19 protein-coding genes are annotated in these 18,781 nt (G+C 71.5%); 5 read left to right on the forward strand and 14 right to left on the reverse strand.

Going from position 1 to position 18,781, the window contains the following annotated elements; all coding sequences use genetic code 11:
• Nucleotides 1-3: 3 nt before the first annotated feature.
• The 4 genes from FB470_RS03410 to dxr all read right to left on the reverse strand — a co-directional run bounded on the left by FB470_RS03410 (nt 4) and on the right by dxr (nt 4,588).
• On the reverse strand, nt 4-822 hold the full coding sequence (locus FB470_RS03410) for a helix-turn-helix domain-containing protein (protein ID WP_306988662.1): 819 nt from the start codon (nt 820-822) through the stop codon (nt 4-6).
• Between the two features lie 51 nt (nt 823-873).
• Nucleotides 874-2,025, reverse strand: a complete 1,152-nt coding sequence (gene ispG / locus FB470_RS03415) for a flavodoxin-dependent (E)-4-hydroxy-3-methylbut-2-enyl-diphosphate synthase (protein WP_306988664.1) — start codon at nt 2,023-2,025, stop codon at nt 874-876.
• Between the two features lie 126 nt (nt 2,026-2,151).
• Nucleotides 2,152-3,378, reverse strand: a complete 1,227-nt coding sequence (locus FB470_RS03420; RefSeq protein ID WP_306988665.1) for a M50 family metallopeptidase — start codon at nt 3,376-3,378, stop codon at nt 2,152-2,154.
• Nucleotides 3,379-3,382: 4 nt separating this feature from the next.
• Nucleotides 3,383-4,588 (reverse strand): 1-deoxy-D-xylulose-5-phosphate reductoisomerase, encoded by a 1,206-nt coding sequence (gene dxr / locus FB470_RS03425; protein WP_306988667.1) that lies wholly within the window; start codon nt 4,586-4,588, stop codon nt 3,383-3,385.
• Nucleotides 4,589-4,693: 105 nt separating this feature from the next.
• On the opposite strand from dxr, the gene FB470_RS03430 reads away from it, so the two are divergent.
• On the forward strand, nt 4,694-4,963 hold the full coding sequence (locus tag FB470_RS03430; protein WP_306988668.1) for a DUF2631 domain-containing protein: 270 nt from the start codon (nt 4,694-4,696) through the stop codon (nt 4,961-4,963).
• A 52-nt stretch (nt 4,964-5,015) separates the two neighbouring features.
• On the opposite strand, the gene rlmN is transcribed toward FB470_RS03430, so the two are convergent.
• Nucleotides 5,016-6,122 (reverse strand): dual-specificity RNA methyltransferase RlmN, encoded by a 1,107-nt coding sequence (gene rlmN / locus FB470_RS03435; RefSeq protein WP_306988670.1) that lies wholly within the window; start codon nt 6,120-6,122, stop codon nt 5,016-5,018.
• Nucleotides 6,123-6,215: 93 nt separating this feature from the next.
• On the opposite strand from rlmN, the gene FB470_RS03440 reads away from it, so the two are divergent.
• The gene (locus FB470_RS03440) at nt 6,216-6,836 is read left to right on the forward strand and encodes a PadR family transcriptional regulator (protein ID WP_306988672.1); all 621 of its coding nucleotides are present in this window, start codon (nt 6,216-6,218) and stop codon (nt 6,834-6,836) included.
• Here the strand turns inward: FB470_RS03440 and FB470_RS03445 are convergent.
• On the reverse strand, nt 6,782-7,621 hold the full coding sequence (locus FB470_RS03445; RefSeq protein WP_306988674.1) for a class I SAM-dependent methyltransferase: 840 nt from the start codon (nt 7,619-7,621) through the stop codon (nt 6,782-6,784). The genes FB470_RS03440 and FB470_RS03445 overlap by 55 nt on opposite strands.
• Before the next feature lie 83 nt (nt 7,622-7,704).
• Between FB470_RS03445 and FB470_RS03450 the strand changes: the two genes are divergently transcribed.
• Nucleotides 7,705-8,547: a VOC family protein gene (locus tag FB470_RS03450; RefSeq protein WP_306988676.1), complete on the forward strand. Its 843-nt coding sequence runs from the start codon at nt 7,705-7,707 to the stop codon at nt 8,545-8,547.
• 37 nt (nt 8,548-8,584) lie between these two features.
• On the forward strand, nt 8,585-9,106 hold the full coding sequence (locus FB470_RS03455) for a GNAT family N-acetyltransferase (RefSeq protein WP_306988678.1): 522 nt from the start codon (nt 8,585-8,587) through the stop codon (nt 9,104-9,106).
• On the opposite strand, the gene FB470_RS03460 is transcribed toward FB470_RS03455, so the two are convergent.
• From FB470_RS03460 to rpsB, 5 genes are all read right to left on the reverse strand, one after another.
• The gene (locus FB470_RS03460; RefSeq protein WP_306988680.1) at nt 9,103-9,984 is read right to left on the reverse strand and encodes a phosphatidate cytidylyltransferase; all 882 of its coding nucleotides are present in this window, start codon (nt 9,982-9,984) and stop codon (nt 9,103-9,105) included. The two genes, FB470_RS03455 and FB470_RS03460, sit on opposite strands and share 4 nt — an antisense overlap.
• Nucleotides 9,984-10,541: a ribosome recycling factor gene (gene frr, locus FB470_RS03465; RefSeq protein WP_306988682.1), complete on the reverse strand. Its 558-nt coding sequence runs from the start codon at nt 10,539-10,541 to the stop codon at nt 9,984-9,986. Before frr ends, FB470_RS03460 begins: the two co-directional genes overlap by 1 nt.
• Nucleotides 10,542-10,585: 44 nt before the next feature.
• Nucleotides 10,586-11,335: a UMP kinase gene (gene pyrH, locus FB470_RS03470; protein WP_306988684.1), complete on the reverse strand. Its 750-nt coding sequence runs from the start codon at nt 11,333-11,335 to the stop codon at nt 10,586-10,588.
• A gap of 106 nt (nt 11,336-11,441) precedes the next feature.
• Entirely contained in the window at nt 11,442-12,269 is an 828-nt protein-coding gene (gene tsf, locus FB470_RS03475; protein WP_306988686.1) for a translation elongation factor Ts, read from the reverse strand.
• A gap of 69 nt (nt 12,270-12,338) precedes the next feature.
• Complete coding sequence (rpsB, locus tag FB470_RS03480) at nt 12,339-13,160, reverse strand: 30S ribosomal protein S2 (protein WP_306988687.1); 822 nt, start codon at nt 13,158-13,160, stop codon at nt 12,339-12,341.
• Nucleotides 13,161-14,248: 1,088 nt separating this feature from the next.
• On the opposite strand from rpsB, the gene FB470_RS03485 reads away from it, so the two are divergent.
• Nucleotides 14,249-14,707, forward strand: a complete 459-nt coding sequence (locus FB470_RS03485) for a M23 family metallopeptidase (protein ID WP_370876443.1) — start codon at nt 14,249-14,251, stop codon at nt 14,705-14,707.
• A 218-nt stretch (nt 14,708-14,925) separates the two neighbouring features.
• On the opposite strand, the gene FB470_RS03490 is transcribed toward FB470_RS03485, so the two are convergent.
• The 3 genes from FB470_RS03490 to dprA form a co-directional block, all read right to left on the reverse strand.
• A complete protein-coding gene (locus FB470_RS03490) occupies nt 14,926-15,921 on the reverse strand; it encodes a FliA/WhiG family RNA polymerase sigma factor (RefSeq protein WP_370876444.1) in 996 nt (331 codons plus the stop codon).
• 154 nt (nt 15,922-16,075) lie between these two features.
• A complete protein-coding gene (locus FB470_RS03495; RefSeq protein ID WP_306988691.1) occupies nt 16,076-17,068 on the reverse strand; it encodes a tyrosine recombinase XerC in 993 nt (330 codons plus the stop codon).
• 70 nt (nt 17,069-17,138) lie between these two features.
• Nucleotides 17,139-18,278 (reverse strand): DNA-processing protein DprA, encoded by a 1,140-nt coding sequence (gene dprA / locus FB470_RS03500; RefSeq protein ID WP_306988693.1) that lies wholly within the window; start codon nt 18,276-18,278, stop codon nt 17,139-17,141.
• Nucleotides 18,279-18,781 lie beyond the last annotated feature (503 nt).

An 18,781-nucleotide genomic window follows, 5' to 3' on the forward strand; every position in this document is an offset into this window, starting at 1 on the left:
TCGTCAGTCTGTGCCCGCGGCGGTGCCCGGGTCTTGGAGGAATGGGAGCTCCTCGGCGATCCAGGTGCGCGGCGAGCAGCCGGCGAGGGCGCGCCACTCGTTGGACAGGTGGGCCTGGTCGTAGAAGCCGCAGTCGGCGGCGAGGGTGGCCAGCGCGGTCGGGGCCCGCCGCAACCGGTCGGCAGCGCGCTCGAACCGCAGCACGCGGGCGGCCTGCTTGGGCGACAGGCCCAGCTCGCGGCGGAAGCGCTCGGCGAACTGGCGCCGGCTCCAGCCGATCTCGCGGGCGAGCGCCTCGACGCGGACCAGACCACCGGACCGGGCCAGGCGGCGCCAGGCCCAGGTGACCTCGCGGGACGGTTCGTGGTCGGCCAGCCCGCGGCGGAAGACGTCGTCCAGGACGGCGAACCGGTCGTCCCAAGTCGGTGATTCGGCGAGGCGTTCCGGGAGCTGGGCCGGGCCCAGCTCGGCGAGATCGACGACGTAGCCGGACAACTCGGCGGTGGGGACACCGAAGAGTGCGGGCACCCCGAGCGGGTCGATCTCGACCTGGACGCCGGACTGGAACTCCTCCTGCGCGATGAGGGCGGGCGCGGTGTGCAGGCCGCCGAGCGCGGCCGGCAGGCGCGCCGGGGACTGCCCCAGGGGCATTCCGGTGAACCGGATCGGCTCGGCGAGGCTGATGGCGAGTGTGACGTGGCGCGAGGGCAACCCGCGGTGGGTGGCGAGGGGCAGACCGTGCTGGGTGTAGCCGACGTACCGCGCGATCAGCCGCCGCAACTGCGGATGCGGCTCACGGACGGCCCACTCCGCGCCGGACACGGTCAGAGCCCGCAACCGTTCGCGGAACCGGCGAACACGGTGCTCATCGGCCTAGCTCACCGTGACAACCGGCTGGCCGCTTCCTTCCGCGTCACCCGACTCCTCGGCGATGCGCATCGCCTCTTCGATCAGCGTTTCGACGATCTGGTGCTCCGGCACGGTCTTGATGACCTGGCCCTTGACGAAGATCTGCCCCTTGCCGTTGCCGCTCGCCACGCCGAGGTCGGCCTCGCGCGCCTCGCCGGGGCCGTTCACCACGCAGCCCATCACCGCGACGCGCAGCGGGACCTCCATGCCCTCCAGGCCCGCGGTGACCTCGTCGGCGAGCTTGTAGACGTCGACCTGCGCCCGGCCGCACGACGGGCACGACACGATCTCCAGCTTGCGCGGCCGCAGGTTCAGCGACTGCAGGATCTGCTGCCCGACCTTGACCTCTTCGACGGGCGGCGCGGACAGCGACACGCGGATGGTGTCGCCGATGCCCTGCCGCAGCAGCGCGCCGAACGCGACCGCCGACTTGATCGTGCCCTGGAACGCCGGGCCCGCCTCGGTCACACCCAGGTGCAGGGGGTAGTCGCACTGCTCGGCCAGGAGCTCGTACGCCCGCACCATGATCACCGGGTCGTTGTGCTTGACCGAGATCTTGATGTCGTGGAAGTCGTGCTCGGCGAACAGCGACGCCTCCCACAGCGCGGACTCCGCCAGCGCCTCCGGCGTCGCCTTGCCGTACTTCTTCAGCAGCCGCGGGTCGAGCGAGCCGGCGTTGACGCCGATCCGGATCGGGGTGCCGTGGTCCTTCGCCGCCTGGGCGATCTCCTTGACCTTGTCGTCGAACTTCTTGATGTTGCCCGGGTTCACCCGCACCGCGGCGCAGCCGGCCTCGATCGCGGCGAACACGTACTTGGGCTGGAAGTGGATGTCGGCGATGACCGGGATCTGCGACTTCTGCGCGATCGCGGGCAGCGCGGCCGCGTCGTCGGCCGACGGGCACGCCACGCGGACGATGTCGCATCCGGCCGCGGTCAGCTCGGCGATCTGCTGCAGCGTGGCGTTCACGTCCGCGGTCAGGGTGGTGGTCATGGACTGAACCGAGATCGGGTGCTCACTGCCGACCCCGACCGATCCCACCATGAGTTGACGCGTCTTGCGGCGCTCGGCGAGCACCGGGGGCGGGAGGGCGGGCATACCAAGCTCGACGCTCATCGAATCCTCTGCGGCGTGAGACGGGCTGCTGACAAGACCAGCTTACCCACAGGCCGGGCCGCCCACGGTGGCGCCCGGCCGGAGCCGGTGTCCCCGGTCGCCGCCCTGACCTGCCCAAACGCCGGGTTATTGCAGCCTGATCGGGTTGACGATGTCCGCCGTGACGGTGAGCAGTGTTACGGCACCGCCGATCAGCACCAGCACCACGGTGACCGCGGAGAGCTTCGAGTAGTCGACCGGGCCACCGGCCGCCTTGCCACGCAGCTTGCGCACCCAGTCGCGCACCCGCTCGTACCAGACGATCGCGATGTGGCCGCCGTCCAGCGGCAGCAGCGGCAGCAGGTTGAACACGCCGACGAAGAAGTTCAGGCTCGCCAGCAGCAGCAGGAACAGCGACCACAGCCCCTGCTCGACGGCCTCACCGCCGATCCGGCTCGCGCCGACCACGCTGACCGGCGTGTTCGGGTCGCGCTCGCCGCCGAAGATCGACGACACCACGGCCGGGATGCGCTCGGGGAACTCCAGCAGCCGCTGCCAGGTCTGCACGAACATGTCGCCGGTGAAGGTGGCCGCGCCGCCGACGGCGGTGACCGCGTTGTACTGCAGCGTGCTCGGGAAGGTGACACCGATCGAACCCACCGAGACGATCTTCTGCGGGGCGTTCGGGTTGGCCGGATCGGTGACCGGACGGTCGACCCGCACCACGTCGACGGTCAGCGGCACGATCTGCCCGTTGCGCTCGACCTCGAAGCGGGTCGGGCCGGACAGGCCCTGGATGAGCGCGGTGACGTCGGCGTAGGTCTCGGTGCGCGTGCCGTTGACCGACACGATCTCGTCGCCCGGCTGGATCCCGCCCGTCTTCGCGGGAGCGGCGTCGCCCGGCCGGCAGACGGGATTGGCGAACTCCTGGTCGGTCTGCGCGCTGCGCACGCAGTCGGCGACCTGGGAGATCTCCGGCTTGCCGACGACCGCGTTGGGCAGGCCCATCGTGGTGGCCATCAGGTAGAGCACGACGAAACCGAGGATGAAGTGGGTGACCGACCCGGCGGCCAGCACGACGGTGCGCTTCCACGTCTTGAACCGCCACATCGCGCGCGGCGCCTCGTCCGGGGTCACCTCGTCGAGCGCGGTCATGCCGGCGATGTCGCAGAACCCGCCGAGCGGGATCCACTTCAGGCCGTACTCGGTCTCGCCGCGTCGGAAGGAGAAGACCTTCGGGCCGAACCCGATGAAGTAGCGGCGAACCTTCATGCCGAACGCCTTGGCGGTGAGCATGTGCCCCGCCTCGTGCAGCGCGACGGACACGCAGATGCCCAGCGCGAACAGCACGACTCCGAAAATGTAGGCGAGCACCCCGCTACTTCCCTCCGGTCACGATCTGCGCGGCCCTGGCGCGCGCCCACTCCTCGGCCGCCAGGACCTCCGCGACGTCGCTCGGCTCGCGACGCCACTCGTCGGCGGCCTCCACCACCTCGGTAACAGTGTCCACAATCGCCGTGAAGCCCGCGTTCTGCGCCAGGAACGCCTCGACGCACACCTCGTTCGCCGCGTTGTAGACCGCGGGCAGGCAGCCGCCTGCCGTGCCGACCTGCCTGGCCAGCTCGACCGCCGGGAAGGCCTCGTTGTCCAGCGGTTCGAACGTCCACGCGCTCGCCTCGTCCCACCGGCAGGCCGGGGCCGCGCCGGCTACCCGGTCCGGCCAGTTCAGCGCGAGCGCGATCGGCAGCCGCATGTCCGGCGGGCTGGCCTGGGCCAGGGTCGAGCCGTCGGTGAAGGTGATCATCGAGTGCACGATCGACTGCGGGTGGACGACCACGTCGATCTTCTCGCACGCGACGCCGAACAGCAGGCTCGCCTCGATCAGCTCCAGGCCCTTGTTGACCAGCGTCGCGGAGTTGATGGTGACGAGCCGGCCCATCGACCAGGTGGGGTGGGCCAGCGCGTCGGCGACCGTCACGTGCGCGAGGTCGGCGCGCTTGCGGCCGCGGAACGGGCCGCCGGAGGCGGTGAGCACGAACCGGTCGACCTCCTCCGCCCGGCCGCCGCGCAGGGCCTGGGCCATCGCCGAGTGCTCGGAGTCGACCGGGACCAGCTGGCCGGGTTTCGCCTGCTTGAGCACCAGCGGCCCGCCGGCGATGAGCGACTCCTTGTTCGCCAGGGCCAGGATCGCGCCGGTTTCGAGGGCGTGGAGGGTCGGTTCGAGACCCTGGGAGCCGGGCAGGCCGTTGAGGACGACGTCGACCCGCACCGCGTCGATCAGCTCGACCACGGCGCGGGGGCCCGCGAAGATGCGCGGCAGCTTGAACTCGCCCCGCGAGTAGCCGCGCTTCTGCGCCTCGGCGTACAGCGCGAGCTGCAGGTCCTCGACCACGGTGGGCTTCGTCACCGCGACCGCGTCCACCCCGTGGGCCAGCGCCTGCGCGGCGAGCAGCGCCGGGTCCGATCCGCCGGCGGCGAGGCCCGCGATGCGGAAAAGGTGCTGGTTGCGGGCGGCGACGTCGAGGGCCTGGGTGCCGATCGAGCCGGTCGAGCCGAGCACGAGGACGGTGCGGGGTGCGTTCATCGGGGACATTGTCCCGAACGCGTGTGACCGGGTCATCGGCGCGGGGCCGGTCGCGGTGTGGAATCATCCGGTTGGACGTTTGTGCAGGGCCTCAGAGGAGTGATCGTGGCGAGCAAGGCGGTCGAGAAGCGGCAGCAGGCCGCGCCGGCGAAGGTGGATCCCCGCGACGAGCCGTCGGCCGAGTGGGGCTGGCACGGCGGGTTCCCGAAGGGGTCGCGCATCGCCGGCTGGGTCACGGTCATCGTGCTGCTGGCGATGATCCACAACAACCATGAGAACAACACCGAGAACGTGTGGCTGGTCGGCCTCGCGATCGCCATCGTGATCGGGCTGCTCGTGGACATCAGGAAGAGGCGCACCGCCTGGCGCCGCTGACCCACCCGACGAAAAAAGGGGCCCCCGCCGAGGGGCCCCTTTTTCGTGCGCGTCAGCCTTCGGCGGCGAGCTGGCCGCACGCGGCGGCGATCTCCTGCCCCCGGGTGTCGCGCACGGTGCAGGCCACGCCGCCCTCGTTGACGCGCCGCACGAACTCGCGTTCGACCGGCTTCGGCGAGGCGTCCCACTTCGAGCCGGGCGTCGGGTTCAGCGGGATCACGTTGACGTGCACCAGCTGGTTCAGGTGCTTGCGCAGCCGCTTCGCCAGCAGGTCGGCCCGCCACGGCTGGTCGTTCACGTCGCGGATCAGGGCGTACTCGATCGACACGCGCCGGCCCGTGGTGTCGGCGTAGTAGCGCGCCGCCTCCAGCACCTCGTCCACCGACCAGCGGTTGTTGACCGGAACCAGCGTGTCGCGCAGCTCGTCGTCCGGCGTGTGCAGCGACACCGCCAGCCGGACCTGCATCTTCTCGTCCGCGAGCCGCCGGATCGCCGGCGCCAGCCCGACCGTCGACACCGTCACCGAACGCTGCGAGATGCCCAGGCCGTTCGGCGCCGGGTCGGTGATGCGGCGCACGGCCGCGACCACCCGCTTGTAGTTCGCCAGCGGCTCGCCCATGCCCATGAACACGATGTTCGACAGCCGCCCCGGGCCGCCGGGCATGAGGCCGTCGCGCATGACCGCGGCCGCCGACCGCACCTGGTCCACGATCTCCGCGGTCGACAGGTTCCGGGTCAGCCCGGCCTGCCCGGTCGCGCAGAACGGGCACGCCATCCCGCAGCCGGCCTGGCTGGAGATGCACAGCGTCGCCCGGTCCGGGTAGCGCATCAGGACGCTCTCCAGCAGCGTGCCGTCGTGCGCGCGCCACAGCGTCTTGCGGGTGGTGCCGTCGTCGCAGGCCAGCGCGCGCACCTCGGTCAGCAGCGGCGGCATCAGCTCGGACACCAGCCGCTCGCGCGAGGTGGCCGGGATGTCGGTCATCGCCTGCGGGTCGGCGGTCAGGCGGGCGAAGTAGTGGTTCGACAGCTGCTTGGCGCGGAACGGCTTCTCACCGAGTTCGCTCACGGCCGCCGCGCGTTCGGCGGCGGTCAGGTCGGCGAGGTGGCGAGGCGGCAGGCCGCGCCGGGGCGCGTCGAAGACCAGGGGGAGGGCAGTCATAGCCCTTCCATTGTTCCACGACCTGGGCAGTTGCCTTCCGACTGTTTCCGATATATCGTGAACATGTCGGAACACAACGGAAGGAGAACCGACATGAGGCACCACCCATTCCCCCCGCACCACGAGCGCCCGGCCTTCGGCCCGTTCGCCCGTGGTGGATTCGGGGACTTCCCCCCGGGCTGGGGCCCGGGCGGCCCGCGTGGCGAGTTCCGGGGGCGCGGCCCCCGCGGCCCGCACCGCGGACGGCGAGGACGCCGGGGCGACGTGCGCGCCGCGATCCTCGCCCTGCTGGCCGAACAGCCCCGGCACGGTTACGAGATCATCAGTGAGATCGCCGAACGCAGTGGCGGCTTCTGGCGGCCGAGCCCCGGCTCGGTCTACCCGACCCTGCAGCTGATGGCCGACGAAGACCTGGTCGTGGCCCGCGAGGACGGCGGCAAGCGCCTGTTCGAGCTGACCGACGCCGGTCGCGAAGCGGCCGCGAAGCAGGATTCGGCGCCGCCGTGGGAGCAGATCGCCCACGACGTCGACCCCACCGAGGTCGACCTGCGCAAGGCCGGCGCGATGCTGGCCGCCGCCGCCGTTCAGGTGTCCCAGGCCGGAACGCCGGGACAGAAGCGCCGCGCGGCCGAGATCCTCAACGAAGCCCGGCGCTCGATCTACGCCGTGCTCGGCGAGATCGAGACGGACGACGACGAGGACGACGACGAGTGACCAGGCAGCACGAGGCCGGCGGGCTTCTCGCGAACCAGAACGCGATAGCCCACCGGCACCGTGAAGCCCGCCGTGCCGGAGTGCCGGCCGTGCGATCCATTGTCCCGTAGGACATCCGCGATCGCCCGGTCGGCCACCGGTGGGCTGAATTCGATGCGCAGCACCGCCGCGACGCTTTCGGCGTCGGGGAACCACCACCGCGCCGTCACGCGGCGGCAGCGGAACCCCTGTGCCGCGAAGAAGGAATCGACCGCGGCCGGGTCGTAGTCGGGCAGATCGGCCCGCATCCACCGGCCGTACGGCTCACTGGACACGTCGAGGTCGACGATCGCCAGCGCTCCTCCCGGCCGCAGCACGCGATCCACCTCGCGCAGACCGGGTTCACAGCCCGGACCGAAGAAGTACGCCGTGCGCGCGTGCACCAGGTCGGCACTCGCGTCCGGCACCGGGATCGCCTGCGCGGAGCCCGGCAGCACCCGCACCGCGGGCAGCTCCGCGACGCGGCGTTCGGCCCGCCGCACCAACGGTTCGTGGGGTTCGACACCGATCACGGACTTCGCGGTCGTGGCGAAGCGGGGCAGGTGAAAACCGTCTCCGCAGCCGACGTCCAGCACGTCCCCGCCCGCCCAGTCGCACTCCTGCTCGAGAACCCGCCACAGGTCGCCGTCGACGTCCTGCGCGCGGTTCTCCAGCTCGTAGGTGTCGGGGTGGTACCAGATGTTCGGGCTCGGCAGGACCTCCGCCCGTGACGCGGAGCGCTGCCCACGCCGGGCGATCTTCCACACGCGGCAAGGATAGACGAGAGGGCGCCCGGAAAGCGCTTCGAATTCGGCTTAGACTGCTGCCCTCCCCACCGATCGGAGGCGGTATGTCCGTCGGACCTTCGGTCCCGTCCGCGCTCCCGTCCGGCGTGCCGTGCTGGGTCGAACTGGCCAGCGTCGACGAGGCGGCTTCACACCGGTTCTACGAAGGGCTCTTCGGCTGGACGTTCCTGCTCAGCCGCGATCCCGCGACCCGCACCGGCCGGTACCTGATCGGCACCCTCGACGGCGTGCCCGCCGGGGGGCTCTACCAGGCGGCGCCGGGACAGGCGAGCGCCTGGATGATCAACATCTCGGTGCACAACGCCCAGACGGCGGCGAACTGGGTGCAGCGGCTCGGCGGGGTCGTCACGCTCGAACCGACCGTGCTGCCCCACCGCGGCTGCATCGTGCACGGCATCGAGCCGTCCGGCGCGCCGTTCGTGCTGTGGCAGCCGCCGCCGGACTGGGCGTTCGCCACGGGGTACCCGAACACCTACTCAGGCGCCGACCTGAACACGCGCGACGGCGAGGCCGCGGACGGCTTCTTCTGCCGGCTCTTCCAGTACACGAGCCTGCAGGTGGGCGACAACCACGGCATCGACTACGCGGAATGGCGGCTGGACCAGGAGCCGGTGCTGTACCGGTACGTGATGGGGCCGGAGTATCCGCCGGAGGCGCCGCCGCACTGGATGGTGTACTTCAGCGTCGACCCGGCCCGCGGAACCGACGCCACGGCCGGGCACGCGCTCATGCTCGGCGGCACCGTGCTGGTCGAGCCGTACGACACGCCGCGCGGCCGGATCGCGATCCTCGCCGACCCGGCGGGGGCGGTGTTCTCGGTGATCGACCACTCGCGCGTGACCGAAGGCTGGGGCCGCGCCGAAGTGGACGACCCCTACGACGACTGAGCCGTCGCTCTCCCGAGCGTGCGATAGGTTCGCCGCCATGTTCGACACCTGGCCACCTGCTCCGATCAAGACCGAGCGGCTCGTGCTCCGCGAATCCGAGGCGCGGGACCGGGCGGCGTTCGTCGAGCTGTTCGCCTCGCCGGAGGTGGGCACCTACCTCGGTGGCTCACGAGCACGGGACGAGCTGGAGCGCACGGTGCCGGAGGTGCCCGGGCGGCGCCCCGGCCTGTTCGTGGCCGATCTCGACGGCGCGATGATCGGCATGGTCACGCTCGACCGCCACGACGCGGAGCGCCCGGGTCACGTCCGTCCGGAGGCGGGGGAGGCCGAACTCGGCTACCTGTTTCTGCCCCAGGCGTGGGGACACGGGTACGCCGCCGAGGCTTGCGCGGCGGTGCTCGGCTGGTTCGCTGGCACGGTTCCCGGCGAACCGGTGGTGCTGTGCACCCAGACCGCCAACGACCGCGCGATGCGTCTCGCGGCGAAGCTGGGCTTCACCGAGGTGGCGCGGTTCGAGGAGTACGGCGCCGAGCAGTGGTTCGGCGTGTGGTCGCGCTAGTTCAGGAACGCCGACAGCAGCAGGAACGACACCACGGCGGACGGCAGGAGCGAGTCGAGCCGGTCCATCAGGCCGCCGTGGCCCGGCAGCAACGTGCCCATGTCCTTGATCCCCAGGTCCCGCTTCATCAGCGACTCGACGAGGTCGCCGAGGGTCGCGGTGAGCACGATCGCGATGCCGAACACCACGCCCTGCCAGACGTGCCCGTCCAGCAGCAGCGTCATCGTCAGCGAACCGGCGACCACACCCGCGACGAGCGAGCCGCTGAAGCCCTCCCACGTCTTCTTCGGGCTGATCGACGGCGCCATCGGGTGTTTGCCCTTGAGCACACCCGCGATGTAGCCGCCGGTGTCGGACGCGACGACGCCGATCAGGAACGCGAGCACCCGGCCCACGCCGTCCGCGGGCGGCACCAGCATCGCCGCGAACGCGCCGAACAACGGCAGGTACGCGGCGGTGAACACGGACGCGCTGATGTCGCGCAGGTACCCGTCGGCCCCGCCGGGCAGCCGCCACAGCAGGCAGGCCAGGACGGTGAGCGCGAACGCGATCAGGGCGCCCCGGTAGCCGAACGGCCAGGCCAGCCAGATCATCGCCTGACCGCCCACCAGCAGCGGGACCAGCGCGAGGCGGATCTTCGCGGCACGCTGCAGCGCCTGCGCGAACTCGTAAGTACCGACCGCGATCGCCGCCGCGATGATCCCGATGAACAGGTACCGCACGGTCAGCAGCGACACGAGGATCGCCGCACCGAGCAGCAGCCCGACACCGATCGCCGCGGGAAGGTTCCGTCCCGCCCGCGACGTTTTCTTGGCCGGTTCGGCCGGCTCCGCAGAAGCCACGGGGGCCTTCTCGCGTTCTTCGCTCACCTGGGGCATCAGACCTCGAGAAGCTCGGCTTCCTTGTGTTTGACGAGCTCGTCGACCTTCGCCACGTAGTTGTCGGTCAGGTGCTGCAGTTCCTTCTCCGCGCGCGCGACCTCGTCCTCGCCGGCCTCGCCGTCCTTGGCGATGCGGTCGAGCTCCTCCTTGGACTTGCGGCGCACACCGCGGATGTGGACCTTGGCGTCCTCGCCCTTGGACTTGACCATCTTCACCATCTCCTTGCGCCGCTCCTCGGTGAGCTGCGGGATGGTGATGCGGATGATCTGGCCGTCGTTGGACGGGTTGACGCCCAGGTCGGACTCGCGGATGGCCTTCTCGATCGCGCCGAGCTGGCTCTGGTCGTAGGGCTTGACGATGACCATGCGGGCTTCGGGGATGTTGACGCCGGCCACCTGGTTCAGCGGCATGGTCGACCCGTAGGCCTCGACCGTGATGCGGGCGAACATGCCCGGGTTGGCCCGGCCGGTGCGCACCGACGACAGATCCTCCTTGGCGAAGGACACCGCTTTTTCCATCTTCTCCTCGGCCTCGAGGAGGGTCTCGTCGATCACGGCTACTCCCGTTGTCTGTGCTGTTGTTCCCGGTCCGTTCGGGGTCAGGCGCTCTGCCCGGCCCCGGGGGTGCTCACCAACGTGCCGATCCTCTCACCACGCACCGCCCTGGCGATGTTCCCCTCGGTGAGGAGGTTGAACACGATGATCGGCATGTTGTTGTCCATGCAGAGGCTGAAGGCGGTGGCGTCGGCGACCTTGAGCCCGCGCTCGAGCACCTCGCGGTGGCTGATCTCGTCGAACATCTTGGCGCTCGGGTCGCTCTTCGGGTCCGCGGTGAACACCCCGTCCACGGCCTTGGCCATGAGCACGGCCTCGCAGCCGATCTCCAGCGAGCGCTGGGCGGCCGCGGTGTCGGTGGAGAAGTAGGGCATGCCGGTGCCGGCGCCGAAGATCACGACGCGGCCCTTCTCGAGGTGCCGCTCGGCACGCCGCGGGATGTAGGGTTCGGCGACCTGGCCCATGGTGATGGCGGTCTGCACGCGGGTCGGCACGCCTTCCTTCTCCAGGAAGTCCTGCAGGGCGAGCGAGTTCATGACGGTGCCGAGCATGGCCATGTAGTCGGCCCGGTCGCGGTCCATGCCGCGCTGGGACAGCTCGGCGCCGCGGAAGTAGTTGCCGCCGCCGATGACGACGGCCATCTGCACCCCGGTGCGGACGACGTCGGCGATCTGCGCGGCCACGGAGTGCACGACGTCCGGGTCGAGGCCGAGCGCTCCCCCGCCGAACATCTCGCCACCCAGTTTCAGCAGCACCCGCCGGTAACCACCGTCGGCTCGTTTCGCCTCGCCCATGTCCGCCTCCGCCCGCTCGGGTGCCGTCTGTGAAGACCCTGCCTTCGCGAGTGTGCCCCGTCCCCGTGACCACGGAGACGGGGCACTCTCACGTCATGCCGTCGTGTTACGGCTGGCCGACCTCGAACCGGGCGAACCGGGTGACGGTCACGCCGGCCGCGTCGAGCAGCGCCTTGACGTTCTTCTTGTTGTCGAGGACCGACGGCTGCTCCAGCAGCACGGTGTCCTTGTAGAACGCGTTGACCTTGCCCTCGATGATCTTGGGCAGGGCCTGCTCGGGCTTGCCCTCGGCCCGGGCGGTCTCCTCGGCGATGCGGCGCTCGTTGTCGACCAGCTCGGCCGGCACCTCGTCGCGGGTCAGGTACTTCGGCTTGAGGGCCGCGATCTGCAGCGCCGCGTTGCGGGCCGCCTCGGCGGCGCCGTCGCCCTCACCGGTGTACTCGACCAGCACGCCGACCGCCGGGGGCAGGTCGGTGCCGCGGCGGTGCAGGTAGGTCGCGACCTGGCCGTCGAAGGCCACCACGCGGCGCAGGACGAGCTTCTCGCCGATCTTGGCGGCTAGCTCCTGGACGGCGTCGCCGACGGACTTGCCGCCCTCGAGCTCGGCCGCGGCCAGCTTCTCGACGTCGTCGGTCTGCAGGGTCTGCGCGACCTTGACGATCTTGTTGGCCAGCTCCTGGAACTGCTCGTTCTTCGCGACGAAGTCGGTCTCGGAGTTGATCTCGACCAGCACGCCGCCGTCGCCGGCGACGAGGCCCTCGGCGGTGGCGCGCTCGGCACGCTTGCCGACGTCCTTGGCGCCCTTGATGCGCAGGAACTCAACGGCCTTGTCGAAGTCGCCGTCGCTCTCCTCGAGCGCCTTCTTGCAGTCCATCATGCCGGAGCCGGTGAGCTCGCGGAGGCGCTTGACGTCCGCCGCGGTGTAGTTCGCCATCGTGCGTTGTCCGTTCCTCTCGGAAAGTCGTGGGTGGCCGCGCTCGGAAGCGCGGCCGTGCCGGAAAGATCAGGAGGCGGTGGTCTGCTCGGCCGGGGCCTCGCTGCCCTTGAGCAGGTCCTGCTCCCACTCGGCCAGCGGCTCGTCCGCGGCCGGCTCGGGCTTGTCCTGACCGTCGGCGGCCGGGGCGGCGCCGTTGCGGCTGCTGCGGGCCATCAGGCCGGCGGCGGCGGCCTCGGCGACCACCTTGGTGAGCAGCGCGGCGGAGCGGATCGCGTCGTCGTTGCCCGGGATCGGGTAGTCGACCTCGTCCGGGTCGCAGTTGGTGTCCAGGACCGCGACGACCGGGATGTTCAGCTTGCGCGCCTCGCCGACGGCGATGTGCTCCTTCTTGGTGTCCACGATCCAGACGGCGCTGGGCACCTTCTGCATGTCGCGGATACCGCCGAGGGTGCGCTCCAGCTTCTCCTTCTCGCGGGTCAGCGTGAGGATCTCACGCTTGGTCAGTCCCTGGAAGCCGCCGGTCTGCTCCTGGGCCTCGAGCTCCTTGAGGCGCAGCAGCCGCTTGTGGACGGTCTGGAAGTTGGTCAGCATGCCGCCGAGCCAGCGCTGGTTGACGAAGGGCATGCCCACGCGCTGCGCCTCGCGGGCGATCGCCTCCTGGGCCTGCTTCTTCGTGCCGACGAACATGATGGTGCCGCCGTGCGCGACGGTCTCCTTGATGAACTCGAAGGCACGGTCGATGTAGCTCAGCGTCTGCTGCAGGTCGATGATGTAGATGCCGTTGCGCTCGGTGAGGATGTAGCGCTTCATCTTCGGGTTCCAGCGGCGGGTCTGGTGCCCGAAGTGCACGCCGGAATCGAGCAGCTGCTTCATGGTGACGACGGCCATGGCCGGATTCGCACCTCTTCTGTGTTGTGCGTGCCCGCCGGGGGCACGCTGGCCGGTTCGTGTCGCCGTCGGCCGGGTGGCCGGCGACCCTGGTGCCGTGCCGGTGCCCGGACCTCGGGGATCGCTCCTCGGGGACCGCCGGGCGCCGTGGTGCTCCGCTCCCTGGGCCAGCGCTTCGGGAGGGAGACGTGCACGTACACGCGAAGTCGACCTGTCGGGACAGGCCGCGCGAACAGTGTACGCCCTGGCCGCGTGTGGTTCACCACGGGCAGCTGTCGCCTGCCTTGGTCACGGTGGAGTTGTCCACAGGCGGCGGAGTTGTCCACAGATTTCGTCGAGGCCCGTTCGCGGTCGTGGTTGTGGGCCAGGCTGGGGTGATGATCGTGAGGATGCGCCGCGTGGTGGGGATCGTGCTGGTCAGCGCTGGGGTGGCGGCCGGAACGCCGCTCGCGTCGGCGAGCGGGGTGGCGGCGTGGTGGGCACCGCGTCCGCCCGCGGCCCTGGGAGCCGAAGCGGGCGCGGCAACGCTCGTGGCGGGCCGGCTCGCCGGTGGACCCGTCGACGCGATGGCCGGGAGAACCGGGCCCCGAACGGACGCACCGCCCGCAGCCGCGCTTGGCGGGGAACAGCACGATGGGGCCGCCGGGACAAACAGCCCCCTCGGCGACGCACCACCCGCAACCACACCCGCCCGGGCGCAGCATGACGCGGCGGCCGCGGTAATCGGGCCCCTCAGCGACACGCCACCCCCCACCACACCTGCCAGGCCCCAGCATGACCCGGCCGCCGGGACAAACAGGCCCCTCGGCGACGCACCACCCGCCATCACACCCGCCAGAGCCCAGCACGACGGAGCGGCCGCGGCAATCGGGTCCCTCAGCGACGCACCGCCCGTCACCACGGGTGCCACGCCACTGCCCAGCAGGGCGGCCATCACCACAGGTGCCACGCCACTGCCCAGCCCGACGGCCACCCCACGCGTGCCCCGTTCAGACGCACCGCCCGCAGCCGCGCTCGCCGCAGCGTTGCCCGGCGGAGCGGGCGGGCCGAGTGGACCGCCCGCTCCGCCGGGATCCGGGCCGCGCCTGGTGGCGCTGGGAAGCGGGCCGGCGGGGCGGGATGGGCTGGAGCCGCGGTTCGGCTGGCCGTTGTCGCCGCGGCCGGTGGTCGTCCGGCCGTTCGAGGCGCCGTTGGGGCCCTACGGGCCGGGGCATCGCGGTGTCGACCTCGCCGCCACGCCCGGGCAACAGGTCCTCGCCGCGGGGCCGGGCGTGGTGGTCTTCGCGGGCCTGGTCGCCGGGCGGCCGGTCATCTCGATCGACCACGACGGCGGCCTGCGCACGACCTACGAGCCGGTCACGCCGACGGTTCCGGCAGGTACGCAGGTCTGGCAGGGCCAGCCGATCGGGCTCGTCCTGCCCGGGCACCCGGGCTGCCCGGTGGAGGCGTGCCTGCACTGGGGCGTCCGGCGCGGTGAGGAGTACCTGAACCCGCTCCCCCTGATCCAGACCGAGTCGAGGATCCGGTTGAAGCCGTGGACAGGGTGAACGGGCCCGGTCGCCGCTGGGCCCAGCCGCGGGGCGCCCCGTCGGACAGCTGCCGGCCTCCTCGGGAGACGGCATCCGCCCCTCGCCCGGCACAGGACGAGCCGGTCCGTCAACAACGGCCTGGTCGGCGGCCGATCCGCCAACCCCCGGGTCGGCCGCAGCGCGAAGCCGCGGCCCGGCTCGGCGGACACCAGCGCGCCCGGTCCAACCGAGCCGGCTCAGACACCGGCTTGCTCGGTCAACCGGGCACGCAGCCGGAGCACCGCCCGGGTGTGCAGTTGGCTCACCCGCGACTCCGTCACGCCCAGCACCCGGCCGATCTCGGCGAGGGTCAGCCGCTCGAAGTAGTAAAGGCTGACCACGATCCGGTCGCGCTCGGTGAGCTGCGCGATGGCCTCGGCGAGCTGACGCCGGTTGTCCCGGTCGACGAGGACGGCCACCGGGTCGACGGCGTCGTCGTCGGGCAGCGTGTCGACCAGCGAACCGCTCTCGCGGCCCGCCGCCATCAGGTCCTCGAGCGCGACGACGCTGGTCAGCTGGAGCTGGCTGTACAGGTCACGGAGCTCGTCGAGGGTGATGCCGAGTTCAGTGGCCACCTCGGTGTCGGTCGGCGTCCGGCGCAGGCGGCCACCGAGTCGCTCGAGCGCACGCTCGACCTCGCGGGCGCGGCTGCGCACGACGCGGGGCACCCAGTCCTGCGAGCGCAGGTCGTCGAGGATCGCGCCCCGGATGCGCTGCATCGCGTAGGTCTCGAAGCGCAGCCCGCGCTCGGGCTCGAACTTCTCGATGGCGTCGATCAGGCCGAAGATGCCCGACTGGATGAGGTCGCTGACGTCGACGTGCGTCGGCAACCCGGTGCCGACCCGGCCGGCCACGTACTTCACCAGCGGGGCGTAGTGCAGGACGAGCCGCTCCCGGAGTCGCTGCTCAGGACGATCTCGGAACTCGCGCCACACGGCCTGGATAGCGGCGTCGACGTCGCCATTCCGCGCTCCGGACGCCCCCGTCCCGGGCCGGGCGCCCTGGGCATCGCCGGACAACCTCGGTTCGGCGGCCGTCGATGCTGGAGGGCGGGGGCTCTCCGAGGAGGAAGCACTGCCGTTGGCGGTCGCCTCCCCCTCTGCGGTGCTGGAGAGCCCGTGGCCGTGCGCAGTGGTGTGCGGCGTGAGCCCGGTGGTCGCGGGCGGACCGGCCTTCGCCGCTGGTCCGGGCATGGGCAGGGCCGACCGTCCGTCCGGGGCGGGACCGGTCGGGCTGATTCGCGGATCGGCCTTCACACGGGAACCGTTCTCGGCAGCGGGCTCAGATCGTTCTCCGGGCGCGTACGGGGCGTGCGGTCTCCGCGATCCAGCCTGCCGTCCTCCGAGGTCATCGGGATCGGGGGTGGGCTTGGTCATGGATCGCCTTCAACCGCTCGACGGTCACGTGGGTGTAGAGCTGTGTCGTGGCAAGCGTAGCGTGACCGAGTAGCTCCTGAACGCTGCGAAGGTCGGCACCGCCCTCCAGCAGGTGCGTTGCCGCGGTGTGCCGTAACCCGTGCGGGCCCATGTCGCTCGCCGAGGGCACCGCGTCCAGGGCTTCGTGCACCACCCGGCGCACGGTGCGCGGGTCCACCCGCCCACCGCGCACCCCCAGGAACAGCGCGCTCGAATCCGGCTTCGTCGCCGCTGCGGCCACGGCCGGGCGTCCGTGGTCGAGCCAGGTTCGCAGCGCTCGATCCGCGGGCACGCCGAACGGCACCATGCGCTCCTTGCCGCCCTTGCCGAGCACGCGGACCAGCCGCCGTCCGAAGTCGACGTCGTCCACATCGAGCCCGCACAGCTCGGACACCCGCACCCCAGTGGCGTACAGGACTTCGAGCACCGCGTGATCCCGGAGTGCGACCGGCTCCTGCTGGGCGGCCCCGCTCCCGGCGGCTCCGAGCAGGTCCTCCGCCTCGTCGGGCCGCAACACCGGCGGCAGGGTCCGGTGCACCCGCGGCGCGACGAGCTTCGCCCCCGGATCGTGGTCCAGCGAGCCCCGTCGGCGGGCCCAGGCGGTGAACGTGCGCGCCGAGGCCGCACGGCGCGCCAGCGTGGTCCGGCCCGCTCCGCCGTTGCGCTGCTCGGCGAGCCACGACCGGAGCACCCCGATGTCCAGTCCCTCCAGCGCAGGCCTGTCCGGCGGCGCCTCCTCACCGTGCAGGAACGCCAGGAGCGACACGACATCACCCACGTAGGCCCGGACGGTGTGCGGGGACACGCCCCGTTCGAGTCCCAGGTGCCGTTCGTAGTCGCCGACCAGGCTCGCGGCGGCGCGCGGCAGGGCTTCCCGGAGGGCGTGCAGGTCGGTTCGGCGACCCCGAGATTCCCGTGCGGACATGGTTGTTCACGCTGCGCGAAGGGCGGCGCGTGGTCAAGCATCGCCACACCGGCGACAGATGACGATCACATCACCTCCGTACCTTGGCGCGCCAGCCGCTGTCGCAGCGCTCGGCGAACTCGTCGAGCTCGAGGGCGGGCAGCAGCGCCCGGACCCGGGCGACCGGCACCCCGGACTCGGCCGAGATCTGCTCCGCGGACTTGCCCTCCCGCCGGTGGAGCGCCTCGTGTACGCGCAGGGCGTCCGGGCCGAGGCCGTCGGTCGGCCGTTTCGAGCGCACCTTCTCGGGCCGGGACGTGCCCAGCCTGCCGACGGTTTCGACGACGTCGTCGACCGACGCGACGAGCGTCGCGCCCGCTTCGCGGATCAGCTCGTGACAGCCGATCGACATCCCCGAGCTGACGGGACCGGGAACGGCCATCACGACCTTGCCCAGCGCACCCGCCGTCGTCGCAGTGTTGCGCGCGCCGCTGCGATGGCCCGCCTCCACCACGATGGTGCCCTCGCTGAGCGCGGCGATCAGGCGGTTGCGGACCAGGAACCGGTGGCGGGCGGGAGGTGTGCCCGGCGGGTACTCGCTGACCACGAGGCCGCCGTGCTCGGCGATCTTGTCGAGGAGCACGACATGACCGGCTGGGTAGCCAGCGTCGAGGCCGCAGCCGAGCAGCGCGACCGTGGTGCCGCTGGCCGCGAGGGCACCCCGGTGGGCCGCGCCGTCGATGCCGTAAGCGGCGCCGGAGAAGATCGGCACCATCTGGGAGGCGAGCGCGTAGGCGAGTTCGCCGGCGACGTGCTCGCCGTACGTGGTGGCCGATCTGGCGCCGACGATCGCGACAGCCTGTGTGGTGGCGTCATCGAGCCGGGCCGCGCCGCGCACCCAGAGCGCGAGGGGCGGCGCGACGCCTGGCACGCCGCGGCTGCCGGCGAGTTCGAGGGACAGCAGGGCCCAGCCGGGCCAGTCGTCGTCCTCGGGGATGAGCAGGCGCATGCCGAGGCGGGCGCCTTCGTCGAGGTCACGCTGGGACAGGTCGTGGCTGCGGCGGGCGTCGGTCTCGTCCTGCACCCGCTTGGGGCAATCGCCGGCGCGAATCGCTTCGGCAGCCGCAACGGGACCGTGAGCGGCGACGAACTCGGCCACCGCGGGCGCCGGCGGTTCCGCGACGCGGAGGAGGTAGGCGCGGGCCAGGCGTTCGGCTTCGAGGTCAGCCATGGCTCGCTCCTTGGACGAGGTGGTGAGTGGCGCGAGGGGCGGCGGCCGGCGTTGCCAGCGTGCCGATACGGGGTGGGGAGGCGGGAGTAAGGCACCTGGCTTCGATGTCAACCATGGCTCGCTCCGGGCGGGACGTGGTGAGTGGGCGCGATCGCCGCTGCGATGGGAGGCCGCAGGTGGATTCCGATCGGAGTCGGCCCGCGCACCGGCCGTCCGACAGGGAGGTCAGCCCTCGCAGGGCGTGGGTGGCGGGCCGGCTGAGGTGGGAGGTGAGCGGCGTTGGTGCCTGCTCGATGTGCCGCAGGCGGTTGGCGTCGAGGGCGGCTTGATGCGCTCCGGGCCGGATGTGGTGAGCGGGTGCCGCGGAAGACCGCCGTTGGCTACCCGGTCGAAGCCTGTGCACGTGCCAGCCGCTCGCCTGCAAAGTCGTTCCTCGCGGGAGGTCCTGAACCGCGCACGGGGAGGTGAGAGGCGTTGGTGACTCTGCAACGTGCAGCCGGTCG

The sequence above is a fragment of the Amycolatopsis thermophila genome (genome assembly GCF_030814215.1).
Lineage (GTDB): Bacteria > Actinomycetota > Actinomycetes > Mycobacteriales > Pseudonocardiaceae > Amycolatopsis_E > Amycolatopsis_E thermophila.